The 20212-nt window shown below is 51.8% G+C and carries 15 protein-coding genes; 6 read left to right on the top strand and 9 right to left on the bottom strand.

Annotated features, from left to right (window positions below; genetic code table 11):
- Positions 1 to 2: 2 nt before the first annotated feature.
- Positions 3 to 3905 carry an ATP-dependent RNA helicase HrpA gene (gene hrpA, locus CKO_RS06165; protein WP_012132315.1) on the bottom strand — a complete coding sequence of 1301 codons (3903 nt, stop codon included), beginning with the start codon at positions 3903 to 3905 and terminating at the stop codon, positions 3 to 5.
- 201 nt (positions 3906 to 4106) lie between these two features.
- Between hrpA and azoR the strand changes: the two genes are divergently transcribed.
- Entirely contained in the window at positions 4107 to 4712 is a 606-nt protein-coding gene (gene azoR, locus CKO_RS06160) for an FMN-dependent NADH-azoreductase (protein WP_012132314.1), read from the top strand.
- Positions 4713 to 4774: 62 nt separating this feature from the next.
- Here the strand turns inward: azoR and CKO_RS06155 are convergent, their stop codons facing one another.
- The 7 genes from CKO_RS06155 to CKO_RS22000 form a co-directional block, all read right to left on the bottom strand.
- Positions 4775 to 5644 (bottom strand): aldo/keto reductase family oxidoreductase, encoded by an 870-nt coding sequence (locus CKO_RS06155; RefSeq protein WP_012132313.1) that lies wholly within the window; start codon positions 5642 to 5644, stop codon positions 4775 to 4777.
- A gap of 117 nt (positions 5645 to 5761) precedes the next feature.
- Entirely contained in the window at positions 5762 to 6085 is a 324-nt protein-coding gene (locus CKO_RS06150; protein WP_024130313.1) for a YdbL family probable chaperone protein, read from the bottom strand.
- 7 nt (positions 6086 to 6092) lie between these two features.
- Entirely contained in the window at positions 6093 to 6275 is a 183-nt protein-coding gene (locus tag CKO_RS06145; RefSeq protein ID WP_012132311.1) for a YnbE family lipoprotein, read from the bottom strand.
- Entirely contained in the window at positions 6272 to 8911 is a 2640-nt protein-coding gene (locus tag CKO_RS06140) for a YdbH family protein (RefSeq protein WP_012132310.1), read from the bottom strand. Before CKO_RS06140 ends, CKO_RS06145 begins: the two co-directional genes overlap by 4 nt.
- Positions 8912 to 9255: 344 nt before the next feature.
- The gene (locus CKO_RS06135) at positions 9256 to 9699 is read right to left on the bottom strand and encodes a DUF417 family protein (protein ID WP_012132309.1); all 444 of its coding nucleotides are present in this window, start codon (positions 9697 to 9699) and stop codon (positions 9256 to 9258) included.
- Positions 9700 to 9746: 47 nt separating this feature from the next.
- Complete coding sequence (locus CKO_RS06130; RefSeq protein WP_012132308.1) at positions 9747 to 10208, bottom strand: helix-turn-helix transcriptional regulator; 462 nt, start codon at positions 10206 to 10208, stop codon at positions 9747 to 9749.
- A 49-nt stretch (positions 10209 to 10257) separates the two neighbouring features.
- Positions 10258 to 11280, bottom strand: a complete 1023-nt coding sequence (locus tag CKO_RS22000; RefSeq protein ID WP_012132307.1) for a YadA-like family protein — start codon at positions 11278 to 11280, stop codon at positions 10258 to 10260.
- A 1458-nt stretch (positions 11281 to 12738) separates the two neighbouring features.
- Between CKO_RS22000 and ldhA the strand changes: the two genes are divergently transcribed.
- Both ldhA and hslJ read left to right on the top strand, forming a co-directional pair.
- Entirely contained in the window at positions 12739 to 13728 is a 990-nt protein-coding gene (gene ldhA / locus CKO_RS06120) for a D-lactate dehydrogenase (RefSeq protein WP_012132304.1), read from the top strand.
- 113 nt (positions 13729 to 13841) lie between these two features.
- Positions 13842 to 14264, top strand: a complete 423-nt coding sequence (gene hslJ, locus CKO_RS06115) for a heat shock protein HslJ (protein ID WP_012132303.1) — start codon at positions 13842 to 13844, stop codon at positions 14262 to 14264.
- Here hslJ and CKO_RS06110 read toward each other — a convergent pair.
- Positions 14261 to 14527 carry a putative hemolysin gene (locus CKO_RS06110; RefSeq protein ID WP_012132302.1) on the bottom strand — a complete coding sequence of 89 codons (267 nt, stop codon included), beginning with the start codon at positions 14525 to 14527 and terminating at the stop codon, positions 14261 to 14263. The genes hslJ and CKO_RS06110 overlap by 4 nt on opposite strands.
- 275 nt (positions 14528 to 14802) lie before the next feature.
- Here CKO_RS06110 and nifJ point away from each other — a divergent pair, with 275 nt between their 5' ends.
- From nifJ to CKO_RS06090, 3 genes are all read left to right on the top strand, one after another.
- Positions 14803 to 18327, top strand: coding sequence for a pyruvate:ferredoxin (flavodoxin) oxidoreductase (nifJ, locus tag CKO_RS06100; RefSeq protein WP_012132300.1), 3525 nt, complete (start codon positions 14803 to 14805; stop codon positions 18325 to 18327).
- 364 nt (positions 18328 to 18691) lie between these two features.
- Positions 18692 to 19819, top strand: coding sequence for a porin OmpC (gene ompC, locus CKO_RS06095; protein ID WP_012132299.1), 1128 nt, complete (start codon positions 18692 to 18694; stop codon positions 19817 to 19819).
- Between the two features lie 141 nt (positions 19820 to 19960).
- Positions 19961 to 20179: a KTSC domain-containing protein gene (locus tag CKO_RS06090; protein WP_012132297.1), complete on the top strand. Its 219-nt coding sequence runs from the start codon at positions 19961 to 19963 to the stop codon at positions 20177 to 20179.
- The last annotated feature ends 33 nt before the right edge of the window (positions 20180 to 20212 follow it).

Below are 20212 nucleotides of genomic sequence, written 5' to 3'. Positions count from 1 at the left end.
AGCTACAGGCTGATTTGCTCCATCGCCTGTAAAATGCGCTTATCGGAGATCGGGTACGGCGTGCCGAGCTGTTGTGCAAAGTAGCTGACGCGTAGCTCTTCGATCATCCAGCGGATTTCTTTGACGTCGTCGTCATCACGGCGGGCTGGCGGCAGCTTGTTAATCCACTGCTGCCAGGCCTGCTGCACGCTTTCGATTTTCAGCATCTGCGCCCTGTCACGGTGCGGATCAACCGCCAGTTTCTCCAGCCGTTTTTCAATCGCCTGCAAATAGCGCAGCGTATCGCCGAGGCGCTTAAAGCCGTTGCCGGTGACAAAACCGCGATACACCAGCCCGCCCATTTGCGCTTTGATATCAGACAGCCCCAGCGCCATCGTCATATCCACACGTCCTTTCAGACGTTTGTTGATCGTGAACACGGCGGTCAGGATCTGCTCGACCTGCTTCGCGATATCGACAACGGTGTCGTTCAGCTCAGCGCGCACCTTCTCATGCAGTGCGGCAAAAGCCTCTTCCGTCCATACCGGGCCGCCATTGGCGTCAATCAGCTTGTCCACGCCGCAGGAGATACAGTCGTCAATCAACTCCAGCACTTTGCCATACGGGTTGAAGTACAGACCGAGCTTGGCTTTATTCGGCAGTTTTTCGTGCAGATACTTAATCGGCGACGGAATATTCAGCAGCAGCAAGCGGCGTAAACCGCACCACATTGCCTGTTGTTGCTCCAGCGGATTGTCGAACAGCCTGATGGCGACGCTATCACGCTCATCGACCAGCGCAGGCCACGCCTTCACTTTGTAATTGCCGCGTTTCTGCTCATAGCTTTCCGGCAGCTGACCGAAACTCCAGATGTGCAGCCCACTCTGCTCGATGCCGTCATCTGCCACCGCCGAGAGCGTCTCCTGGACTTTCCCTTTCAGCGCCTCTTTCAGCCCCTGCAAAGCGCGCCCTTCCTGCAACTTCTTGTTTTTGTCATCCACCACGCGGAAGGTGATCTTCAGATGATCGGGCACCTGATCCCAGTGCCAGTCTTCGCGATCTACCGTCACGCCGGTCATCCGCCGTAACTCACGCTCCAGCGCATCCAGCAACGGTAGCTCCAGCGGTGTTACGCGACCTAAAAACGCTTCGGCATAGTTCGGCGCCGGAACAAAGTTCCGTCGTACCGGTTTCGGCAGCGATTTAATCAGCGCAATCACCAGCTCTCGGCGCAGACCTGGAATTTGCCATTCAAACCCGGACTCTTCCACCTGGTTTAACAACGGAAGCGGGATATGGACGGTGACGCCGTCGGCGTCGGCGCCCGGTTCAAACTGATAGCTCAGCCGCAGCTTAAGATTTCCCTGGTGCCAGAAGTTCGGGTAATCCAGCTTGCTGATTTTTTCCGCGCCCTCTTTGATAAGCATACTCTTTTCAAAGTTGAGCAGATCCGGCGTTTCACGGCTGACTTTTTTCCACCAGTTGTCGAAGTGGCGCGCGGAGATCACGTCATGACTGATGCGCTGGTCGTAGAACTCAAACAGCGTCTCATCATCGACCAGAATGTCGCGGCGACGCGATTTGTGCTCCAGCTCTTCCACTTCCGTACGCAACTTCAGGTTGTCGCGGAAGAAGGCGTGGCGCGTCTGCCAGTCGCCCTCTACCAGCGCATGACGAATAAACAACTCGCGACACAGCGCCGGGTCGATCTGGCTGTAATTCACCTTGCGCGCGGCCACTATCGGCAGACCGTACACGGTCACTTTCTCCGTCGCCATCACCGCGCCCTGCGCCCGTTCCCAGTGCGGTTCGCTGTAAGAACGCTTAATCAGATGCTGGGCAACCGGTTCCACCCATTCTGGATCGATGCGCGCCGCAATGCGCCCCCACAGGCGGCTGGTTTCCACCAGTTCTGCGACCATCGCCCACTTCGGCGGCTTCTTGAACAAACCGGAACCCGGGAAGATGGAGAAACGGGCGTTACGCGCGCCGGTATACTCCTGCTTGTCAGCATCTTTCATCCCGATATGCGACAGCAGCCCGGTCAGCAGCGCGATATGCACTTCACGGTATTGCGCCGGTTCGCTGTTTACCGGAATACCCAGTTCTTTCACCACCTGGCGCAATTGGGTGTAGATATCCTGCCATTCGCGCACGCGCAGATAGTTCAGGTAATCGGTGCGGCACAGGCGGCGGAACTGGTTCGACGACAGCGCTTTCTGCTGCTCGCCGAGGTAATTCCACAGATTCACAAAGGCGAGGAAGTCAGACTCTTTATCGTGGAAACGACGGTGCTTCTCATCGGACGCCTGCTGTTTATCCATCGGGCGCTCACGCGGGTCCTGAATAGACAGCGCGGAGGTGATGATCATCGCCTCACGCACGCAGCCGTGTTTCTGCGCTTCCAGCACCATCCGCGCCAGACGTGGGTCTACCGGCAGCTGCGACAACTGGCGTCCTGAAGGCGTCAGTTTATAAGCCGTTTGCTGCTCATCGATCGTAATCGCCCCAAGCTCTTCCAGCAGACGCACGCCGTCCTGAATGTTGCGTTTATCCGGCGCTTCAACAAACGGGAATGCGGCGATATCGCCCAGCCCCAGCGCCGTCATTTGCAAAATAACCGAAGCCAGGTTGGTACGCAGAATCTCCGGGTCGGTAAATTCCGGGCGCGACAGGAAGTCATCTTCCGAATACAGACGGATGCAGATCCCTTCCGACACACGTCCACAGCGGCCTTTACGCTGGTTAGCGGAAGCCTGTGAAACCGGTTCAATCGGCAGCCGCTGCACTTTGGTGCGGTAGCTGTAGCGACTGATGCGCGCGGTGCCGGGATCGATAACGTACTTAATGCCCGGTACGGTCAGCGAGGTTTCCGCCACGTTAGTCGCCAGCACGATGCGACGTCCGCTGTGCGACTGGAACACGCGGTTCTGCTCGCTGTTAGAGAGACGTGCATACAGCGGCAATACTTCGGTATGGCGCAAATTGAGTTTATTGAGCGCATCGGCGGTATCGCGGATTTCACGCTCGCCGCTCATAAAGATCAGGATATCGCCGGGACTTTCACGCCCCAGTTCATCCACCGCGTCAAAAATCGCCTGAAGCTGATCGCGCTCGGTATCGTCCGCTTCTTCGACAATCGGACGATAGCGCACTTCAACCGGGTACGTTCTGCCGGAAACTTCAATGATCGGCGCATTGTTAAAATGACGCGAGAAGCGCTCCGGGTCGATGGTCGCGGAGGTGATGATGATTTTCAGATCCGGGCGACGCGGCAACAGCTCTTTCAGGTAGCCAAGCAGAAAATCGATATTCAGGCTGCGCTCGTGCGCTTCATCAATGATGATGGTGTCGTACTGCATCAGCAGCCTGTCCTGCTGGATTTCCGCCAGCAGGATACCGTCCGTCATCAGCTTGACCATCGTGTTGTCGCTGACGTGATCGCTGAAACGGACTTTATAACCGATGCAGCCGCCCGGTTCCGTTTGCAACTCTTCGGCAATACGGTTGGCAACGGTACGCGCCGCCAGACGACGCGGCTGCGTATGGCCGATCAGCCCTTTAATACCGCGCCCCAGCTCCATACAAATTTTCGGCAGCTGCGTGGTTTTACCAGAGCCGGTCTCCCCCGCCACAATCACCACCTGGTGGTCGCGAACGGCCTCCAGGATGGCCTGTTTTTTCTGGCTGACAGGCAGGTTTTCTGGATACGTTATTTCCGGTCTGGCGGCTTCGCGCAGCACAATTTTACCTGCTGCCTGTTCAATCTCTTTCGCCATCTCCAGGAGAATGGCCTGTTGTGCATCAGGTTTTTTAACCTTCTTCACGCCATGCAGGCGGCGGGCAAAGCGCTGCCTGTCACGCAGCATCAGCGTATCCAGCTGTTGCTGAAGTGCGGCGAAGGTGATTTTCTGTTGTTCTGTCATAGCATTAGAGGGCAGTGCTCTGCCGGGTAAAATCTCTTTTTAATGATTGGTATAGAGTACCACATCGGCGCTTTTCGTGTGTTGTTCAATAATTTCGAACATAGGATTCGATATATTGCGCTATCTCTGCGACAGGATTGTGAATAGAGTGTCAACAAGCAACGGGGCTCACCCCATTCAAACACATAAAAGGAAACACCCATGAGCAAAGTATTAGTTCTTAAATCCAGTATTCTGGCAGGGTACTCTCAGTCTGGTCAGTTGTCTGATTATTTTGTTGAACAGTGGCGCGAAAAGCATCCTGCGGATGCGATCACCGTGCGCGACCTGGCCGCGAATCCTGTTCCGGTACTGGATGGCGAACTGGTGGGTGCCCTGCGCCCGAGCGACGCTCCGCTGACTCCGCGTCAACAGGACGCGCTGGCGCTGTCCGACGAGCTGATCGCGGAACTGCAAGCGCACGATGTGATCGTCATTGCGGCGCCAATGTACAACTTCAACATCCCGACTCAGTTGAAAAACTATTTTGACCTGGTTGCCCGCGCAGGCGTCACCTTCCGTTACACCGAGAAAGGGCCGGAAGGTCTGGTGACCGGTAAACGTGCGGTGATTCTCTCCAGCCGTGGCGGTATCCACAAAGATACGCCGACAGACCTGATCGCACCGTACCTGAAAGTCTTCCTGGGCTTTATTGGTATCACCGACGTGAACTTCGTGTTTGCTGAAGGGATTGCTTACGGCCCGGAAGTCGCGGCCAAAGCGCAGTCTGACGCCAAAGCGGCGATTGACAGCGTTGTTGCTGCATAAGATTTATTTGCCTCATCCGGCCTGCAAGGGGTGTCATCCTCCCGCAGGCCGGATGACCTCCATCAGGCATTCATGCCATTCAGCACCGCAAGAACCTCATCCGAAAGTTGCAAATCCCCTGCCGCCATATTTTCACGCAAATGCGTCACTGACGACGTTCCCGGAATTAACAGGATATTGGCTGAACGTTGCAGCAACCATGCCAGCGCAACCTGCATTGGCGTCGCATTCAGGCTGGCGGCAACGTCGGAGAGCGTTGATGACTGCAACGGCGTAAACCCGCCCAGCGGGAAGAACGGCACATAAGCGATACCCTCGCCCGCCAGCGCGTCAATGAGTGCGTCATCCTGGCGATGGGCAATGTTGTACTCATTCTGCACGCAAACAATTTCGGCAATCTTCCTCGCCTCAGCCACCTGTTTCGCGGTGACATTGCTCAGACCGATATGCTTCACCAGCCCCTGCTGCTGAAGTTCTGCCAGCACGCTAAAACTCTCTTCGATAGATCCTTCATGCGGGCCATGACCGTCGCCGAACATAACGCGCAGGTTGACCACATCCAGCACATCAAGTCCGAGATTACGCAGATTATCGTGAACCGCCTGCTTCAATTCCGCAGGCGAGAAAGCGGGCAACCACGACGCATCTTCCCCGCGACGGGCGCCAATTTTGGTAACGATCGCCAGATCGTCAGGATACGGATGCAGCGCTTCTCGAATGATTTGGTTCGTAACATGCGGGCCGTAAAAATCGCTGGTATCAATGTGATTCACACCCAGCGAAATCGCCTCCCGAAGCACCGTCAGCGCGACGTGACGGTCTCTCGGCGGGCCAAATACACCAGGTCCTGCCAGTTGCATGGCCCCATACCCCAGCCGTTTTACCTGCCGGGAACCGAGAGAAAACGTCGCTGAATTACCGTGACTTGCCATAACTGCCCCTCTTGCTGAATATCGCTTCGGAGCAGACAGTATAGAAACTTACCCTGCAAATTATCGCGCTTTATCATACAAAACAGAAAATACGTAGAAGCTACGCACTGTTGCCAGTTACTTTTTCAGCCACTTACCGTTAATGCCCTGCACATACTCACCCGGCTTTGCACGGTCGACCAGCTTTTGTCCGGCCATTTTCGCCACCTCATCCACCGGAATCTGATGGCTTTTCGCCAGCTGTTGATAACTGGCGCTACGCTCTTTATTAATCTCGCTGACGAGCGAGCGCGTTTCTGGATCGGTTGCCAGCGCCACCAGATAACCATTAAGCGTTTCCCCCACTCGCCCTTGCGTTCTCGCTTCGCTCAGGGTCAACGCGATGGCGTTGCAGCTCAATAAACTCAGGATAAGAACGGTCGCTCTAAGCTGTTTTTTCATCATGACCTCAGAACAAATCACTGCGTGACTTCAATAAACTTTCCACGTCCTTATCAACCTTGATATGAATTTCATGCTCAATTTTGACGTTCATATTGATGGTGATCGGTTCCTTCGGCGCTGCAACTTCAATACGCGGCGTACAGCCCGCCAGTAAGAAGAGCGCCAGCATGGCAATCATCGTTTTCATTGTTGTTCCTCACATTCCTTGCCTTCCGGGCAACGGGTTTCCGGCAACGCGGTGTTTTGTTCAAGCCATGCCTGTAAGTTGTCGCCAAAACGCAAACTGCGCCAGAGCGTAAAGACATTTTCTTCATGGGTATAGTTCAGGTTAACCGTGCCGACTTTACCGTCCACATGGCTTTTACCCGTGACCGTCGCCTGCATGGTCAGCACGCCCAGATTGTCCAGATTAATCTTCGTCCACGAACGGGCAATCTCCATATAGCGTAACCAGTTGATTGCCGCGCCCGCCGCCATATTGTCTTTGACGACCGCATCGGCGGTATCTTTATCGATACGCAGCGTCATCGGGCCAGGATTGGTTAACCAGCCGTCTTTAATGATCCATTTTTCATTGCTCAGCCACAGCGGAAGCGCGCCGCTAACCGGGCCGGACATCGCAAATTGTTTGGGATTCACCGCGCTGATCAGTTCGCTGGAAGAGACATTTTGCACCCGCAGCAGTGCCGGATCGTGCTGCGGCATACGTAGCTGTTTCATGATGATTTTGCCGCCCAGCACATCCACGCTCACGTCACTCAGCAATAAAGGATTCTCTTCGCTCCACGGATAACTTCCCTGGAGATCGGCCGTGATATTTTTCGCGGTGACCTGGTTTACCACCTCTGCGATGCGTAATGACACCGGCCCGCGCGTTCCCAGTTGCCAGGTGCCCTGACTGAAACGGAACGGCAACACAAAATCGACGCCGTTGATTTGGTTGTCCGGCATCCAGGCGCTACCGCCTTTCAGTACGCCGTGTCCACCCGCTTCGAACCCCTGATCCTCTGCGGCGGAAAAAGCCACCTGCGCGTACAGTTCGCCTGCGCGCAAATTCATTTTCCAGTCAGGAGGCAGCAAGGGCTGGAAGACCGTAACCGACTGTTTTGGCCACCAGGCCTGCCCGCGTAAACGAATGCCGTCCCAGCGCCCATTTACCCGCACTGGCCCAATCGCCCCGGCATGCAGGTCGCCTTTGAACTGGAATACCGTTGGGTCCGTTCCTTCAACGCTGAATTTGAGCGTTGACGGCGGTAAGACGCTGCCGCCGGTGAACACGGTATTGCCCGCATCCAGCGATAACGCGCCGCTGAAGGTCGGGTTCCCGGCATCACGAACCCACACGATCGGTTTATCGAGCACCAGGCGCGGAGACGCCACCGTCATCGTGCCGTATTGCAGTTGGTCGAACCCGGTGGACAGGTCGGTAAGCGTGATGGTGTTATCGTGCCATTCTCCTTTCCCGGCAACATCCCAACCGGCGTTCATCGGAGTGAAGCTACCCTCGCCCCAGTAGCGCCACTGCCAGCGCCCCGCATCGGGAAGAAAATCATTCGCCAGTCCATCAAGATGCAGGACAAAGTCGCCCATCTTATTTTCGTGCGCGCGTAAAATTGCCTGTAATCGGCCATCAACTCCGCGTTGGGTGACTTTTACGCCAGCCAGCGGCCAGCGAATTTCGTCAATATCCAGAGAGTCAATCACCCGGCCACGAGAACGCAACAGCGCGCCGGGTTCAAAGGTCAGTTGTGGATCGGCCAGACTGCCGGTGAGCTGTGTCGGCAGTACCGCATAAAAGATCAGATCGTCCTGTTTCGCTTCACCGGTTAAACGCAGGGGCATGTCGCTGTTATCCATACTCAGCTTGCCTGGCCCAATCGTCAGCACCGCATTGCCTTTACCCGCATCGCCTTGCGTCAGAACATTCAACCGGCCGCTTATCACCGCATTTTCAAGACCTGCCTGCCAGTTATTAATGTTGATCCCCAGACGTCCGCTCAGCGGAAAGCCCTGATACGGCCAGTTCCAGCGTCCATCGCTGATGGCAAGTTGCTGGCGAGTGACCTGCCAGGGGAGATCGAGCAGCGGCTCCGGGTTACCGCGCGCCATGACGATCAGCTGTCCGGCGTTGTCCCGCCACTCCAGTTCCGCATCCACCAGCGACGGTTCCTGCGGCAGGCTCAGCGTTGCGACGGCCTGTCCGTTCACCGGCAGCCCGTCCGGCACCAGAGGCAGCGTAAATTCCCCTTCCAGTTTTACAGGGGGCTGATTTTCGAAGGCGCTCACCTCCAGTTGGCTGACGGTGAAGTTTTGCCCGTGCAGCCGCCCCTGAAAGTTGACCTTCTCGCCCTGATAACGAATCTGTTGGAGGGCTGGCGTCAGCGAAAGCGACAATTTCCCCTGCCATTCCTGCCAGGGAGAAAGAATAAGCCTGTCGATATTAACCCAGGTATTAGGCAGCATAGACTGCCATTCTGCGAGCGTGCGCGGCGCCGCGGGCGATGGTTCAGATTCAGGGAGTTTTTCCAGACAGGCGGAGTCCAGTTCAAGCGTACCGATATTCAGCTGCCAGCGGCTGGGATGGGTGAGTTCCGCGCCGCTCATGCGTGCTAACGGGCAGTCCTCCACCAGATAACGCAGCTCCGGGATATGCAGGCCGTGGCGCGTAAGTTTCGGGCTTTCATCCAGCGCGATACGCGTACCAACAGGTAACCAGATGCCCGCCAGCGTAGGAAGCCACAGGCCAAGCGTCATGAGCAGCGTTAACGGTATAAGGATCAATAATAAAAGTAGCGCGAGAACGGCTTTGTATTTACCCTTCATGGGTAGTTAATATCCTGATTTAGCAAAAATTAAGCCGGTAAGGCCCGTATTGTGGCATGTTTGGGCGCTCAGTTGAAGGCGTCGCCCTCACTAAGGATAGATGTTCTGCCGCGACCCAACAATTTTGAGGCCGTCTTAGAAATGATAAAGTTGATGATATAACAGAGCGTTAGTCTCCGTTCTTTCTGCCATCGCACCGTGATGGCGCACATCCGCAGTCAGGCAAACATTTTGTACTGAATTAACTCAGTCTCCTGATTTATTACGGAAAACAGAGGCGCAGAGGACTGACCATTTGCAGATCCTCTGCTTGGGCTCACATTCCTGCCATCCTGTAGCAGCGTTTATACCCGGTATGTTCCATTCCTGAATGCCAGATACCGGGTAAGGTCATATTTCAGCAAAACTGCGCCAGCGCCAATCAAGAGAACATCCTTGATAATGAAGCTGTCAATTTTCCCCAGTTGTGGCAGCAGACTCAGAGTCGTTACTCCTGTAGTGATAACAATGAGATCGCCAGATATGCCAACACCAGGTCGGGCGAAGCCAATGATCAACGCAAGAAATGTAATGGTTTCCATAACGCCAAGGAAATAACTTCCCCCGTGGACACCAAAAATCAAATACAGAATATTGAGCCATGTTGATGAAATCAGAGGCTCCAGGGCCATAACTTCAAAATCAAACCATTTATAAGTACCAAACAGCATAAATACACCGATAACGCTCAGGCGAAGAATGACGATATCGTAATCTGAGCGAATAAATCGATTAATGAAATTCTTCATTCATATTCTCCGGGAAGATAATAATGAGATGCCAGCCAGATTTTATCTCAGATGAGAAATATCAGTTCAAAAAAAGCATTCCGATCAATGCCGTTACTTTTAAATGGCAGGTGCATTCCATTTTTTAAGCCGATTTTTTTCTTGATATTGTAAATATGCGAATATACTGTTTTCTTACTTCGACCTCTCACCCTGGCGATTTGCTCTACACTAAAGTGTTTATAGTATAAAAGGAAAGCGATAATTCTTTCATTATGTGTTAATGATTTACCTTGATCATTCAAACAAGATCCATGTTTCATATTGCAAGGCTCTGACTTGCAGGCAAGGTAAAAATCATATCCGTAGAAAAGTATGCTCATGAGTCCGGCGAACTCATTATCACAGATAATAAAATACGTTTCTCTTTCGCTGTTAAAATGTTCAACGCCAAGTGCCTCACACGAATTGAATAATACTTCAGCGCCTTGCTGAAAATAAAAATCATGCGTCGCGACGATAATTTTCATTATTGCTCCCTGAGCAGGGAGTAAAATACCCCCCTGCTGTAAGCTTTAATCAGAACTCCAGACTAATACCCGTGTTCCATGAAACGGAATCTCCACCGGCCGCAACTGCCATTTTACCTGCAACATTGTCTGTAAAGCGGTAGCCGATCCCAACGGCTACTGCCTGCTTATCTGAATATCCTCCCAATGCCGCAGTAGCATTAAATTTACCCACGCTATAAGGCTGGAATAAACCTGCAAGCGCCGCATTCTGAGCTGCACTTTCACGAATTTCTTTGCGGTTGTTAGATATCTGTTTTTGCAGACCATTCATTCTGTCTGTCGCCATTTTTTGCCAGGATTCATGAAGATCTAAACGGCGACTATTCTTACTGGCCGCAGACTGGTTAGCATTGATTTTTCCAGATAAATATTTGCTGGTCTGAGAAAGCTCGCCACGAACAGCTTCCGTATTGTTGTCTATACGCGCGTAAGCATCCCTTTTGACACTGCCGATTTCGCCGCGCAAGGAATCACCCTGCTGCTTAAGCTCGTCACGCACGGCTTTTGCATTACTGTCGGCCCGTGCGTAGGCATCCCTTTTGGCGCTGCCGATTTCACCACGCAGGGAATCACCCTGCTGCTTAAGCTCACCACGCACAACTTTCGCATTATTGTCAGCCTGTGCAATTGCATCAGCTTTGGCCTGGCCGATTTCGCCGCGCAGAACATCCTTTTGTTCATCCAGTTCTTTATTAACCTTCCCAACGCTTACGGTCACGTCCTGTTTCACCGTATTTATTGCGTCCCGCTGTGAAGCCAGCGAGCGATTTTGAGCATTAATTTGTTCATTAATATAATTTTTCGTCGTATTTGCAGCATCATTTACACGCCCATTTACATATCTAACCACCTCGTTTCGATAATTCTCCCCTTTTTGAGAAAGAGATCGGGCTAATTCGATCAGTTCATTATTTAGTTCTCCCCTGGTAATTGTTTTGTTGGGATTGTTCTGATCTTCTGCCCAACTGATATTGCTTAGAGCCCCGAACAAAACCACACCTAACATAGAGGCCATAACATTCTTATGCATGTAAACACCCTTAAATTAAAATTAGGAACAATTTTTATCTATTGCAAAAATAAACAGATTCAACCAGAGAACAACAATCTGGAATTCGCCATCTTTTGCGTAGGAAGTTTTCAATCAACCAGACTTGCCTGATTCCAACTTTTAGATTAATTGCTATCATCTCTCGACTGAAGCCAGAAAGTATTAGTGCAAGAACACTTTTAGACAGCTTCGATAACCTCCCGGAAGAAAGTCGCGCATGTGTTATTTCATTAAGTAAAGGTACTGTATCCGTAAGATATGCTGTATCCTGAACAGATTCTTTCCTTAGTAAAATAGGAGGAAGAAAATAAATTACACGCTGTATTGTTTTATCGTGGTGTTTTACACCGCTTCTCCCTTCAATAGTGAAGTAGTTAAAAAACTCAGCAATGGTCTCATCCACAGGCAAAAAATAGCCATGCTTAAATATCAATGCTGCGCACGGGTAACACTCCCGAACATGCAGCCAGAAACTCAAAAATAAAGACGGCCGCCCATATATTACGACAGTAGCTGAAGGATACCTGTGAAGCTGCTCCAGTAGACTACATGTAGAGCAGGCATTTTCAGTTATTGAAATTGGTTTATTCAATAAGGTTATCTTGCTTACTGTTCCAGGCTTATTCATCGACAGATTCATCGCGTACATTTTTATTCCATTAAAAAGTCGCTACGATACTGCGCGCAGTCATAATAACACCTCCAACTTAACTTCGCCGGATAAGACAGGATTTAACATGCTGTGTTGTTAATAGTATGTATTAAGTTACGGCAATATCACCCCTCCACTCTTGTTTGTATTAAACGTGTTAATAAAAATCACGAGGATTCAAGTTAAAATAACAAAACTAATTTCTTGGTTAAATTATGCTTATTTGGAATCCTTTGACAATCCCTTGATAAACGGGATAACAGGAGCATATCAACGCCTGTTTAAATAAGTGCAAAAAATAAAAGGGAAATTACCGCTGGTCACACCAGACAGGACAATTGGTGAAATTTACAGAAATGTGATAAGCATCACAGCAAATGAAAAAATGCATTAAATTCATCATGGAATGGAGCGATGAGCGGAGCAATTATCAATTTTTGTCAATCAATTGAAGCGATAGGTGATTTCGTATGAAAGTGAGGGTTTGCAGGTTATGTCTGTCGGTTGTTCGACGTTACGAACGTCTGTCAGCCTGATTCGCTACAGAAAGGATACGTCAGTCTGTGGAAGAGTAACTGACCCACTGATAAGGCGTGGGTTCAGAATGACCGAAAGGGAAATATGTGTTAAAGAAAGTTGTTTAATTTTAGTATGATAGGTGCCTTAAGAAGAGATGTTCTAAAATTATTCATTATGTCATGGTCACGCCTATCAATTATTTTTTAAATTTTGTAAGATAATTTTAATTGATTCAATGTTATTCCACCATCGCTGGAGAAAGTCTTATGAAACTCGCTGTTTACAGTACAAAGCAGTACGACAAGAAGTACCTGCAACATGTTAACGAGTCCTTTGGTTTTGAACTTGAATTTTTTGACTTTCTGCTGACTGAAAAAACGGCAAAAACCGCCAACGGTTGCGAGGCGGTATGCATCTTCGTTAACGACGACGGCAGCCGCCCGGTTCTGGAAGAGCTGAAAAAGCACGGCGTAAAATACATTGCGCTGCGTTGCGCTGGCTTCAATAACGTCGATCTGGACGCCGCAAAAGAGCTGGGTCTGCAAGTCGTGCGCGTCCCGGCCTATTCTCCTGAAGCCGTCGCCGAACATGCGATTGGTATGATGATGACGCTGAACCGTCGCATTCATCGCGCTTATCAACGTACCCGTGATGCAAACTTTTCACTGGAAGGTCTGACCGGTTTTACCATGCACGGTAAAACGGCTGGCGTGATCGGGACGGGCAAGATCGGCGTCGCCGCGCTGCGTATTCTGAAAGGTTTTGGTATGCGACTGCTGGCGTTTGATCCTTACCCAAGCGCCGCCGCGCTGGAGCTTGGCGTGGAGTATGTCGATCTGCCGACGCTGTTTGCGGAATCTGATGTCATTTCTCTGCATTGCCCGCTGACAGCTGAAAACTACCATTTGCTTAATCATGCCGCGTTCGATCAGATGAAAAATGGGGTGATGGTGATCAACACCAGTCGTGGGGCGTTGATTGATTCGCAGGCGGCAATTGAAGCGTTGAAAAACCAGAAGATTGGTTCACTGGGGATGGACGTCTATGAAAACGAACGCGATCTGTTCTTTGAGGACAAGTCCAACGATGTGATTCAGGATGACGTATTCCGTCGTCTGTCTGCCTGCCATAACGTGCTATTCACCGGGCACCAGGCTTTCCTGACTGCGGAAGCGTTGACCAGCATCTCGGAAACCACTCTGCAAAATCTGGAACAGCTCTCAAAAGGTGAAACCTGCCCGAACGCCCTGTTCTGACCCTTCTGCTCCCCTGCGTTCAGGGGAGCACTTTCAGATAATCCCCGATGATATACCAGGCTATATCATTACAATTATGAATGATTTCCCGTCAGTAAATGTAGAGAGTTTTAATGAAGAAGATCGTCGCACTGGTTGCACTCAGCATGCTTATGGCAGGCTGCGTCAGCAATGGAAAAGTCTCCGTTAACCGTGATCAGCTACAGCATCACCGTTTTGTTCTGGAGAGTGTAAACGGAAAACCAGTCGCTGCGGGTAAGAACGCCCCGGAGTTAAGCTTCGGTGAAAAAATGACGGTTTCTGGCCGCATGTGCAACCGCTTCAGCGGCCAGGGCAAGCTGTCTGATGGCGAGCTGAAAGTCAAAGACATGGCGATGACGCGTATGATGTGCGCCGACCCGCAGTTAAATGAACTGGATCACACCATTAGCGCGATGCTCAAACAAGGCGCGCAGGTCGACTTAACGGCTAACCAGTTGACGCTGGCGACCGCAGAACAAACGCTGATGTTCCGACTGGCTGATTTAGTGCATTAATAGCTGCCGCAGCTTCCAGCGGCGAGCGACTGTTCACTACAGCGTTTGCCGTTGGGTAATGCGCACATGCCAATCGCCGATCCGTCAAGCTGACGGGCAACAGAGAGCGACCCGCCAATCATGGCGCAGTTAGCTTCCCCGGAACTGGACATTGCCGCCTTTAACCCCGGCGCAACATGCGCTGCCGTCGCCTGCTGAACAGGCTCATTACTACAGGCCGACAATAATAACGCGGCACACCCCACTAAAAACGCTGCGCGCATCTCTCTCCCCTCTGAACGTTAGCCAAAACGACACCGCCATAAATAATAGGCAGGCTGCCCTGCGTCGTCGAGAGGCAAACTGCCCATTTATGCGGTTCATGGACATTTTTTAGCAATTTTTTTGCCCTCTCTTTGATCAAATCATTCATTCCCTCTATTCCAGGGACACAAAAGCGAAAATGGTAGAGATCGGGGTTTGCTAAAATAGAGAGATAACTATCAGGGCCCGCCGATGTTTCGCGAGTCCCTCTTTTTGTGCAATGTAAGGGTGTCATATGATCACTATTGACGGTAATGGCGCGGTTGCTTCGGTCGCATTCCGTACCAGCGAAGTTATCGCCATCTACCCAATTACGCCCAGTTCGACAATGGCTGAGCAGGCGGATGCCTGGGCCGGAAACGGGCTTAAGAACGTCTGGGGCGATACCCCTCGCGTCGTAGAAATGCAGTCGGAAGGCGGCGCCATCGCCACCGTTCACGGGGCATTACAGACCGGCGCGCTCTCGACCTCATTTACCTCATCTCAGGGCCTGCTGCTGATGATCCCAACGTTGTACAAACTGGCGGGACAGCTCACGCCGTTTGTACTCCACGTCGCCGCACGCACCATTGCTACTCATGCCTTGTCTATTTTTGGCGATCACTCTGATGTGATGGCGGTTCGCCAGACCGGCTGCGCCATGCTGAGCGCCGGTAGCGTTCAGGAAGCGCAGGATTTCGCGCTCATTTCGCAGATTGCCACGCTGAAAAGCCGCGTACCATTTATTCATTTCTTTGATGGTTTCCGCACCTCGCATGAAATCAATAAAATTGTGCCGCTGGCGGATGACACCATTCTGAAACTGATGCCGCAGGCTGAAATTGACGCGCACCGCTCCCGCGCGCTCAATCCTGAACATCCGGTGATTCGCGGCACGTCTGCCAACCCGGATACCTACTTCCAGTCCCGTGAAGCCACGAACCCGTGGTACAACGCGGTTTATGACCACGTTGAACAGGCAATGAATGATTTCGCCGGAGCCACCGGTCGCCAGTACAAGCCGTTTGAATACTATGGCCACCCGCAGGCGGAACGCGTCATTATTCTGATGGGTTCCGCAATCGGCACCTGTGAGGAAGTGGTGGACGAGCTGCTGGCGCGCGGCGAAAAAGTGGGCGTACTGAAAGTCCGTCTGTTCCGTCCGTTCTCAGCAAAACATTTATTACAGGCGCTGCCGGAAACCGTACGTACCGTCGCCGTACTGGATCGCACCAAAGAGCCTGGCGCACAGGCCGAACCGCTGTATCTGGATGTGATGACCGCGCTGGCGGAGGCATTCAACAGCGGCGAGAGAGAAACCTTACCACGGGTGATCGGCGGGCGCTATGGTCTCTCCTCAAAAGAGTTTGGCCCCGATTGCGTGCTGGCTGTTTTCAACGAACTGGCGAGCGCCAGACCCAAATCCCGCTTCACGGTTGGCATCTATGATGATGTCACTAATCTGTCTCTGCCCCTGCCGGAAAACACCCTGCCCGGTACAGCGAAACTGGAAGCGCTATTTTACGGTCTGGGCAGCGACGGCAGCGTTTCTGCAACCAAAAACAACATCAAGATTATTGGTAACTCCACGCCGTGGTATGCACAGGGTTACTTCGTCTATGACTCGAAGAAAGCTGGCGGCCTGACGGTCTCTCACCTGCGCGTCAGCGAGCAGCCGATTCGTTCCGCTTATCTGGTGGCGCAGGCTGATTTTGTCGGCTGCCACCAGTTGCAGTTTATTGATAAGTATCAGATGGCAGAACGTCTGAAACCAAGCGGTATTTTCCTGCTCAATACGCCGTACAACGCAGATGAAGTCTGGGCACGTCTGCCGCAGGAAGTTCAGGCGGTGCTGAACCAGAAAAAAGCGCGGTTCTTTGTAATTAACGCGGCTAAAATCGCCCGCGAATGCGGGCTGGCGGCACGTATTAATACCGTGATGCAGATGGCCTTCTTCCACCTGACGCAGATTCTGCCTGGCGATAGCGCGCTGGCGGAATTACAGGGAGCGATAGCGAAAAGCTACAGCAGTAAAGGCCAGGAGCTGGTTGAGCGTAACTGGCAGGCGCTGGCGCTGGCTCGCGAATCGGTAACAGAAGTTCCGTTGCAGGCGGTGGATCCGCACAGCGCAAATCGTCCTCCGGTGGTGTCTGACGCAGCGCCCGATTTCGTTAAAACGGTTACAGCCGCCATGCTCGCCGGGCTTGGTGACGCCCTGCCCGTTTCAGCGTTGCCGCCAGACGGCACCTGGCCGATGGGGACGACCCGTTGGGAAAAACGCAACATCGCCGAAGAGATCCCTATCTGGAAAGAAGAGCTGTGTACCCAGTGTAACCACTGTGTCGCCGCCTGCCCGCATTCGGCGATCCGCGCTAAAGTGGTTTCGCCGGAAGCAATGGAGAACGCCCCGGCCAGTCTGCACTCGCTGGATGTGAAATCACGCGATATGCGTGGTCAGAAATACGTGTTGCAGGTGGCGCCGGAAGACTGCACGGGTTGTAACCTGTGTGTTGAAGTTTGCCCGGCGAAAGACCGCCAGAACCCTGAAATCAAGGCCATCAATATGATGTCCCGCCTTGAACATGTCGAAGAAGAAAAAGTGAATTATGACTTCTTCCTCAATCTGCCGGAAATCGACAAGAGCAAGCTGGAGCGTATTGATATTCGCACCTCTCAGCTGATCACGCCGCTGTTCGAATACTCCGGCGCCTGCTCCGGTTGTGGTGAAACGCCGTATATCAAGCTGCTGACTCAGCTGTATGGCGACCGCATGTTAATTGCCAACGCGACCGGCTGTTCTTCTATTTATGGCGGTAACCTGCCTTCAACGCCTTACACCACCGATGCCAACGGTCGCGGCCCCGCATGGGCGAACTCGCTGTTTGAAGATAACGCCGAATTCGGTCTGGGCTTCCGCCTGACGGTTGATCAACATCGCGTGCGCGTCATGCGTCTGCTGGAACAGTTCGCCGATCGCATCCCAACGGATTTAAACGACGCATTGCACGCCGACGCGACGCCGGAAGTTCGTCGTGAACAGGTCGCCGCATTACGCCAGCATCTGAAAGATGTCGACGGCGCGCATGAACTGTTAACCGATGCCGATGCGCTGATTGAGAAATCAATCTGGCTGATTGGCGGTGACGGCTGGGCCTACGATATTGGCTTTGGCGGTCTGGATCATGTGCTGAGCCTGACCGAGAACGTCAATATTCTGGTTCTGGACACGCAGTGTTATTCCAATACCGGCGGGCAGGCGTCGAAGGCGACGCCGCTTGGCGCGGTCACGAAGTTTGGCGAACACGGCAAGCGCAAAGCGCGTAAGGATCTGGGTGTGAGCATGATGATGTACGGTCATGTGTATGTCGCGCAGATCTCGCTGGGCGCGCAGTTAAACCAGACGGTGAAAGCAATCCAGGAAGCGGAAGCGTATCCGGGGCCATCGCTGATCATTGCCTACAGCCCATGTGAAGAACACGGCTACGACCTGGCGCTGAGCCACGATCAGATGCGTCAGTTAACGGCTACCGGCTTCTGGCCGCTGTACCGCTTTGACCCGCGTCGCGCCGATGAGGGTAAACTGCCGCTGGCGCTGGATTCCCGTCCACCGTCAGACGCGCTGGCAGAGACGCTGCTCAACGAGCAACGCTTCCGCCGCCTGAATGCACAGCAGCCAGACGTTGCTGAACAGCTCTGGAAGGATGCAACGGCGGATCTGCAAAAACGCTATGACTTCCTTGCTCAACTGGCAGGCAAAGCGGAAAAGAGCGGTGCTGAATAATACGGCTGTTTGAGTATTCGTCAGGACGAAAAAAAGCCCGAACCTTGGTTCGGGCTTGTCAATTCATTCGCTGGAAGATCAGTACTTATCGCAATGGCCCAACGAAAAAAGCAAAATGTGACAATAAAGGCATATAACCCGCGCAGAATATCGCAACAAAATTAAATTGTATAATTTTTATTTTATATGTTTCATTAAAAAACATTCATGTCAATTATCATCATTTCTGTAGAATTATTTAATTAAGATTTTACTTAAGACGTAACAATTCATATTTATCTCTTTACGGAACTTCTCCTTTAGCATGATTTCACTTCCCTTATGGGGAGTCACAGGTAAATAAAAAAACTAAAGGGTTATTTCAATGAAAAGAAAAGTACTGGCTCTCGTAATCCCTGCCCTGTTAGCCGCAGGCGCGGCCCACGCCGCTGAAGTTTATAATAAAGACGGCAATAAATTAGATCTCTATGGCAAAGTAGACGGTCTGCATTATTTCTCTGATGACGCAAATTCTGACGGCGATCAAACATACATGCGTATGGGTTTCAAAGGTGAAACTCAGGTTAACGATATGATCACGGGTTACGGCCAGTGGGAATATCAGGTTCAGGCTAACGGTACCGAAGGTGATAAAGGTGACTCCTGGACTCGTCTGGCATTCGCAGGTATTAAAGTCGGTGACTATGGTTCATTCGACTACGGCCGTAACTACGGCGTACTGTACGACGTGGAAGGCTGGACCGATATGCTGCCAGAATTCGGCGGCGACTCTTATACCAAAGCAGACAACTTCATGACCGGTCGTGCTAACGGCGTAGCAACCTACCGTAATACCGACTTCTTCGGTCTGGTGGATGGTCTGAGCTTTGCGCTGCAATATCAGGGTGCGAATGAAAACCAGGTTACCAACGAGCAGGAAGGTACGGGCAACGGCGGCGACCGCGATGTGAAAAACTCCAACGGTGACGGCTTCGGTATCTCCTCAACTTACGATCTGGGTATGGGCGTCAGCTTCGGTGCGGCATATACCACTTCCGACCGAACGAATCAGCAAGCAAATCACTCTACTGCTGGCGGTGATAAAGCAGATGCGTGGACTGCTGGCCTGAAATATGACGCTAACAACATCTATCTGGCGACCATGTATTCTGAAACACGTAACATGACGCCATATGGTGGAAAAGATAGCTGGAGTGATAGCACCATTGCCAACAAAACCCAGAACTTTGAAGTTACAGCGCAGTACCAGTTCGACTTCGGTCTGCGTCCTGCCGTATCTTTCCTGATGTCTAAAGGTAAGGATCTGGCCGGCGGTGAAGATAAAGACCTGGTTAAATATGCTGACGTAGGCGCGACCTACTACTTCAACAAAAACTTCTCCACTTATGTTGATTACAAAATCAACCTGCTGGATGAAGATGACAGCTTCTACACTCGCAACGATATGTCTACTGACGACGTCGTTGCTCTGGGTATGGTTTACCAGTTCTAAGTCCGTCAGCCCGCTGGCAACGGCGGGCTTTTCTCATAACAACAGTGTTTTATCTATACTAAAACAATATATTTGTTGCGCTAAAACTCTCCATTGATAGATGATATATTGCATAAAGATCTGCTGTAGAGGACGCCGGCAATGAACCATCATCCCGTTAAATCATCCCGTATTGCATCCGTCGGCTATGACGAAACCTCCAGCACGCTGGAAATTCGTTTTCATCGAACCGGTACTCTGCAATATCTCGGCGTCCCGTCGCGTATTTTTCGTGATTTTCTTGTCGTGGTTTCTAAAGGCCGCTTTTATGACGGCGTGATCAAAGGGAAATTTCCAGAGCAGAAACCAAACTCACGCTAAAATGTGACTCCTGTCATTGTACATAAAGTGCCA

The organism is Citrobacter koseri ATCC BAA-895 (genome assembly GCF_000018045.1).
Lineage (GTDB): Bacteria > Pseudomonadota > Gammaproteobacteria > Enterobacterales > Enterobacteriaceae > Citrobacter_B > Citrobacter_B koseri.
The sequence above is the reverse complement of the archived record's forward strand: the minus strand, read 5'-3'. Positions and strand labels throughout refer to the sequence as shown.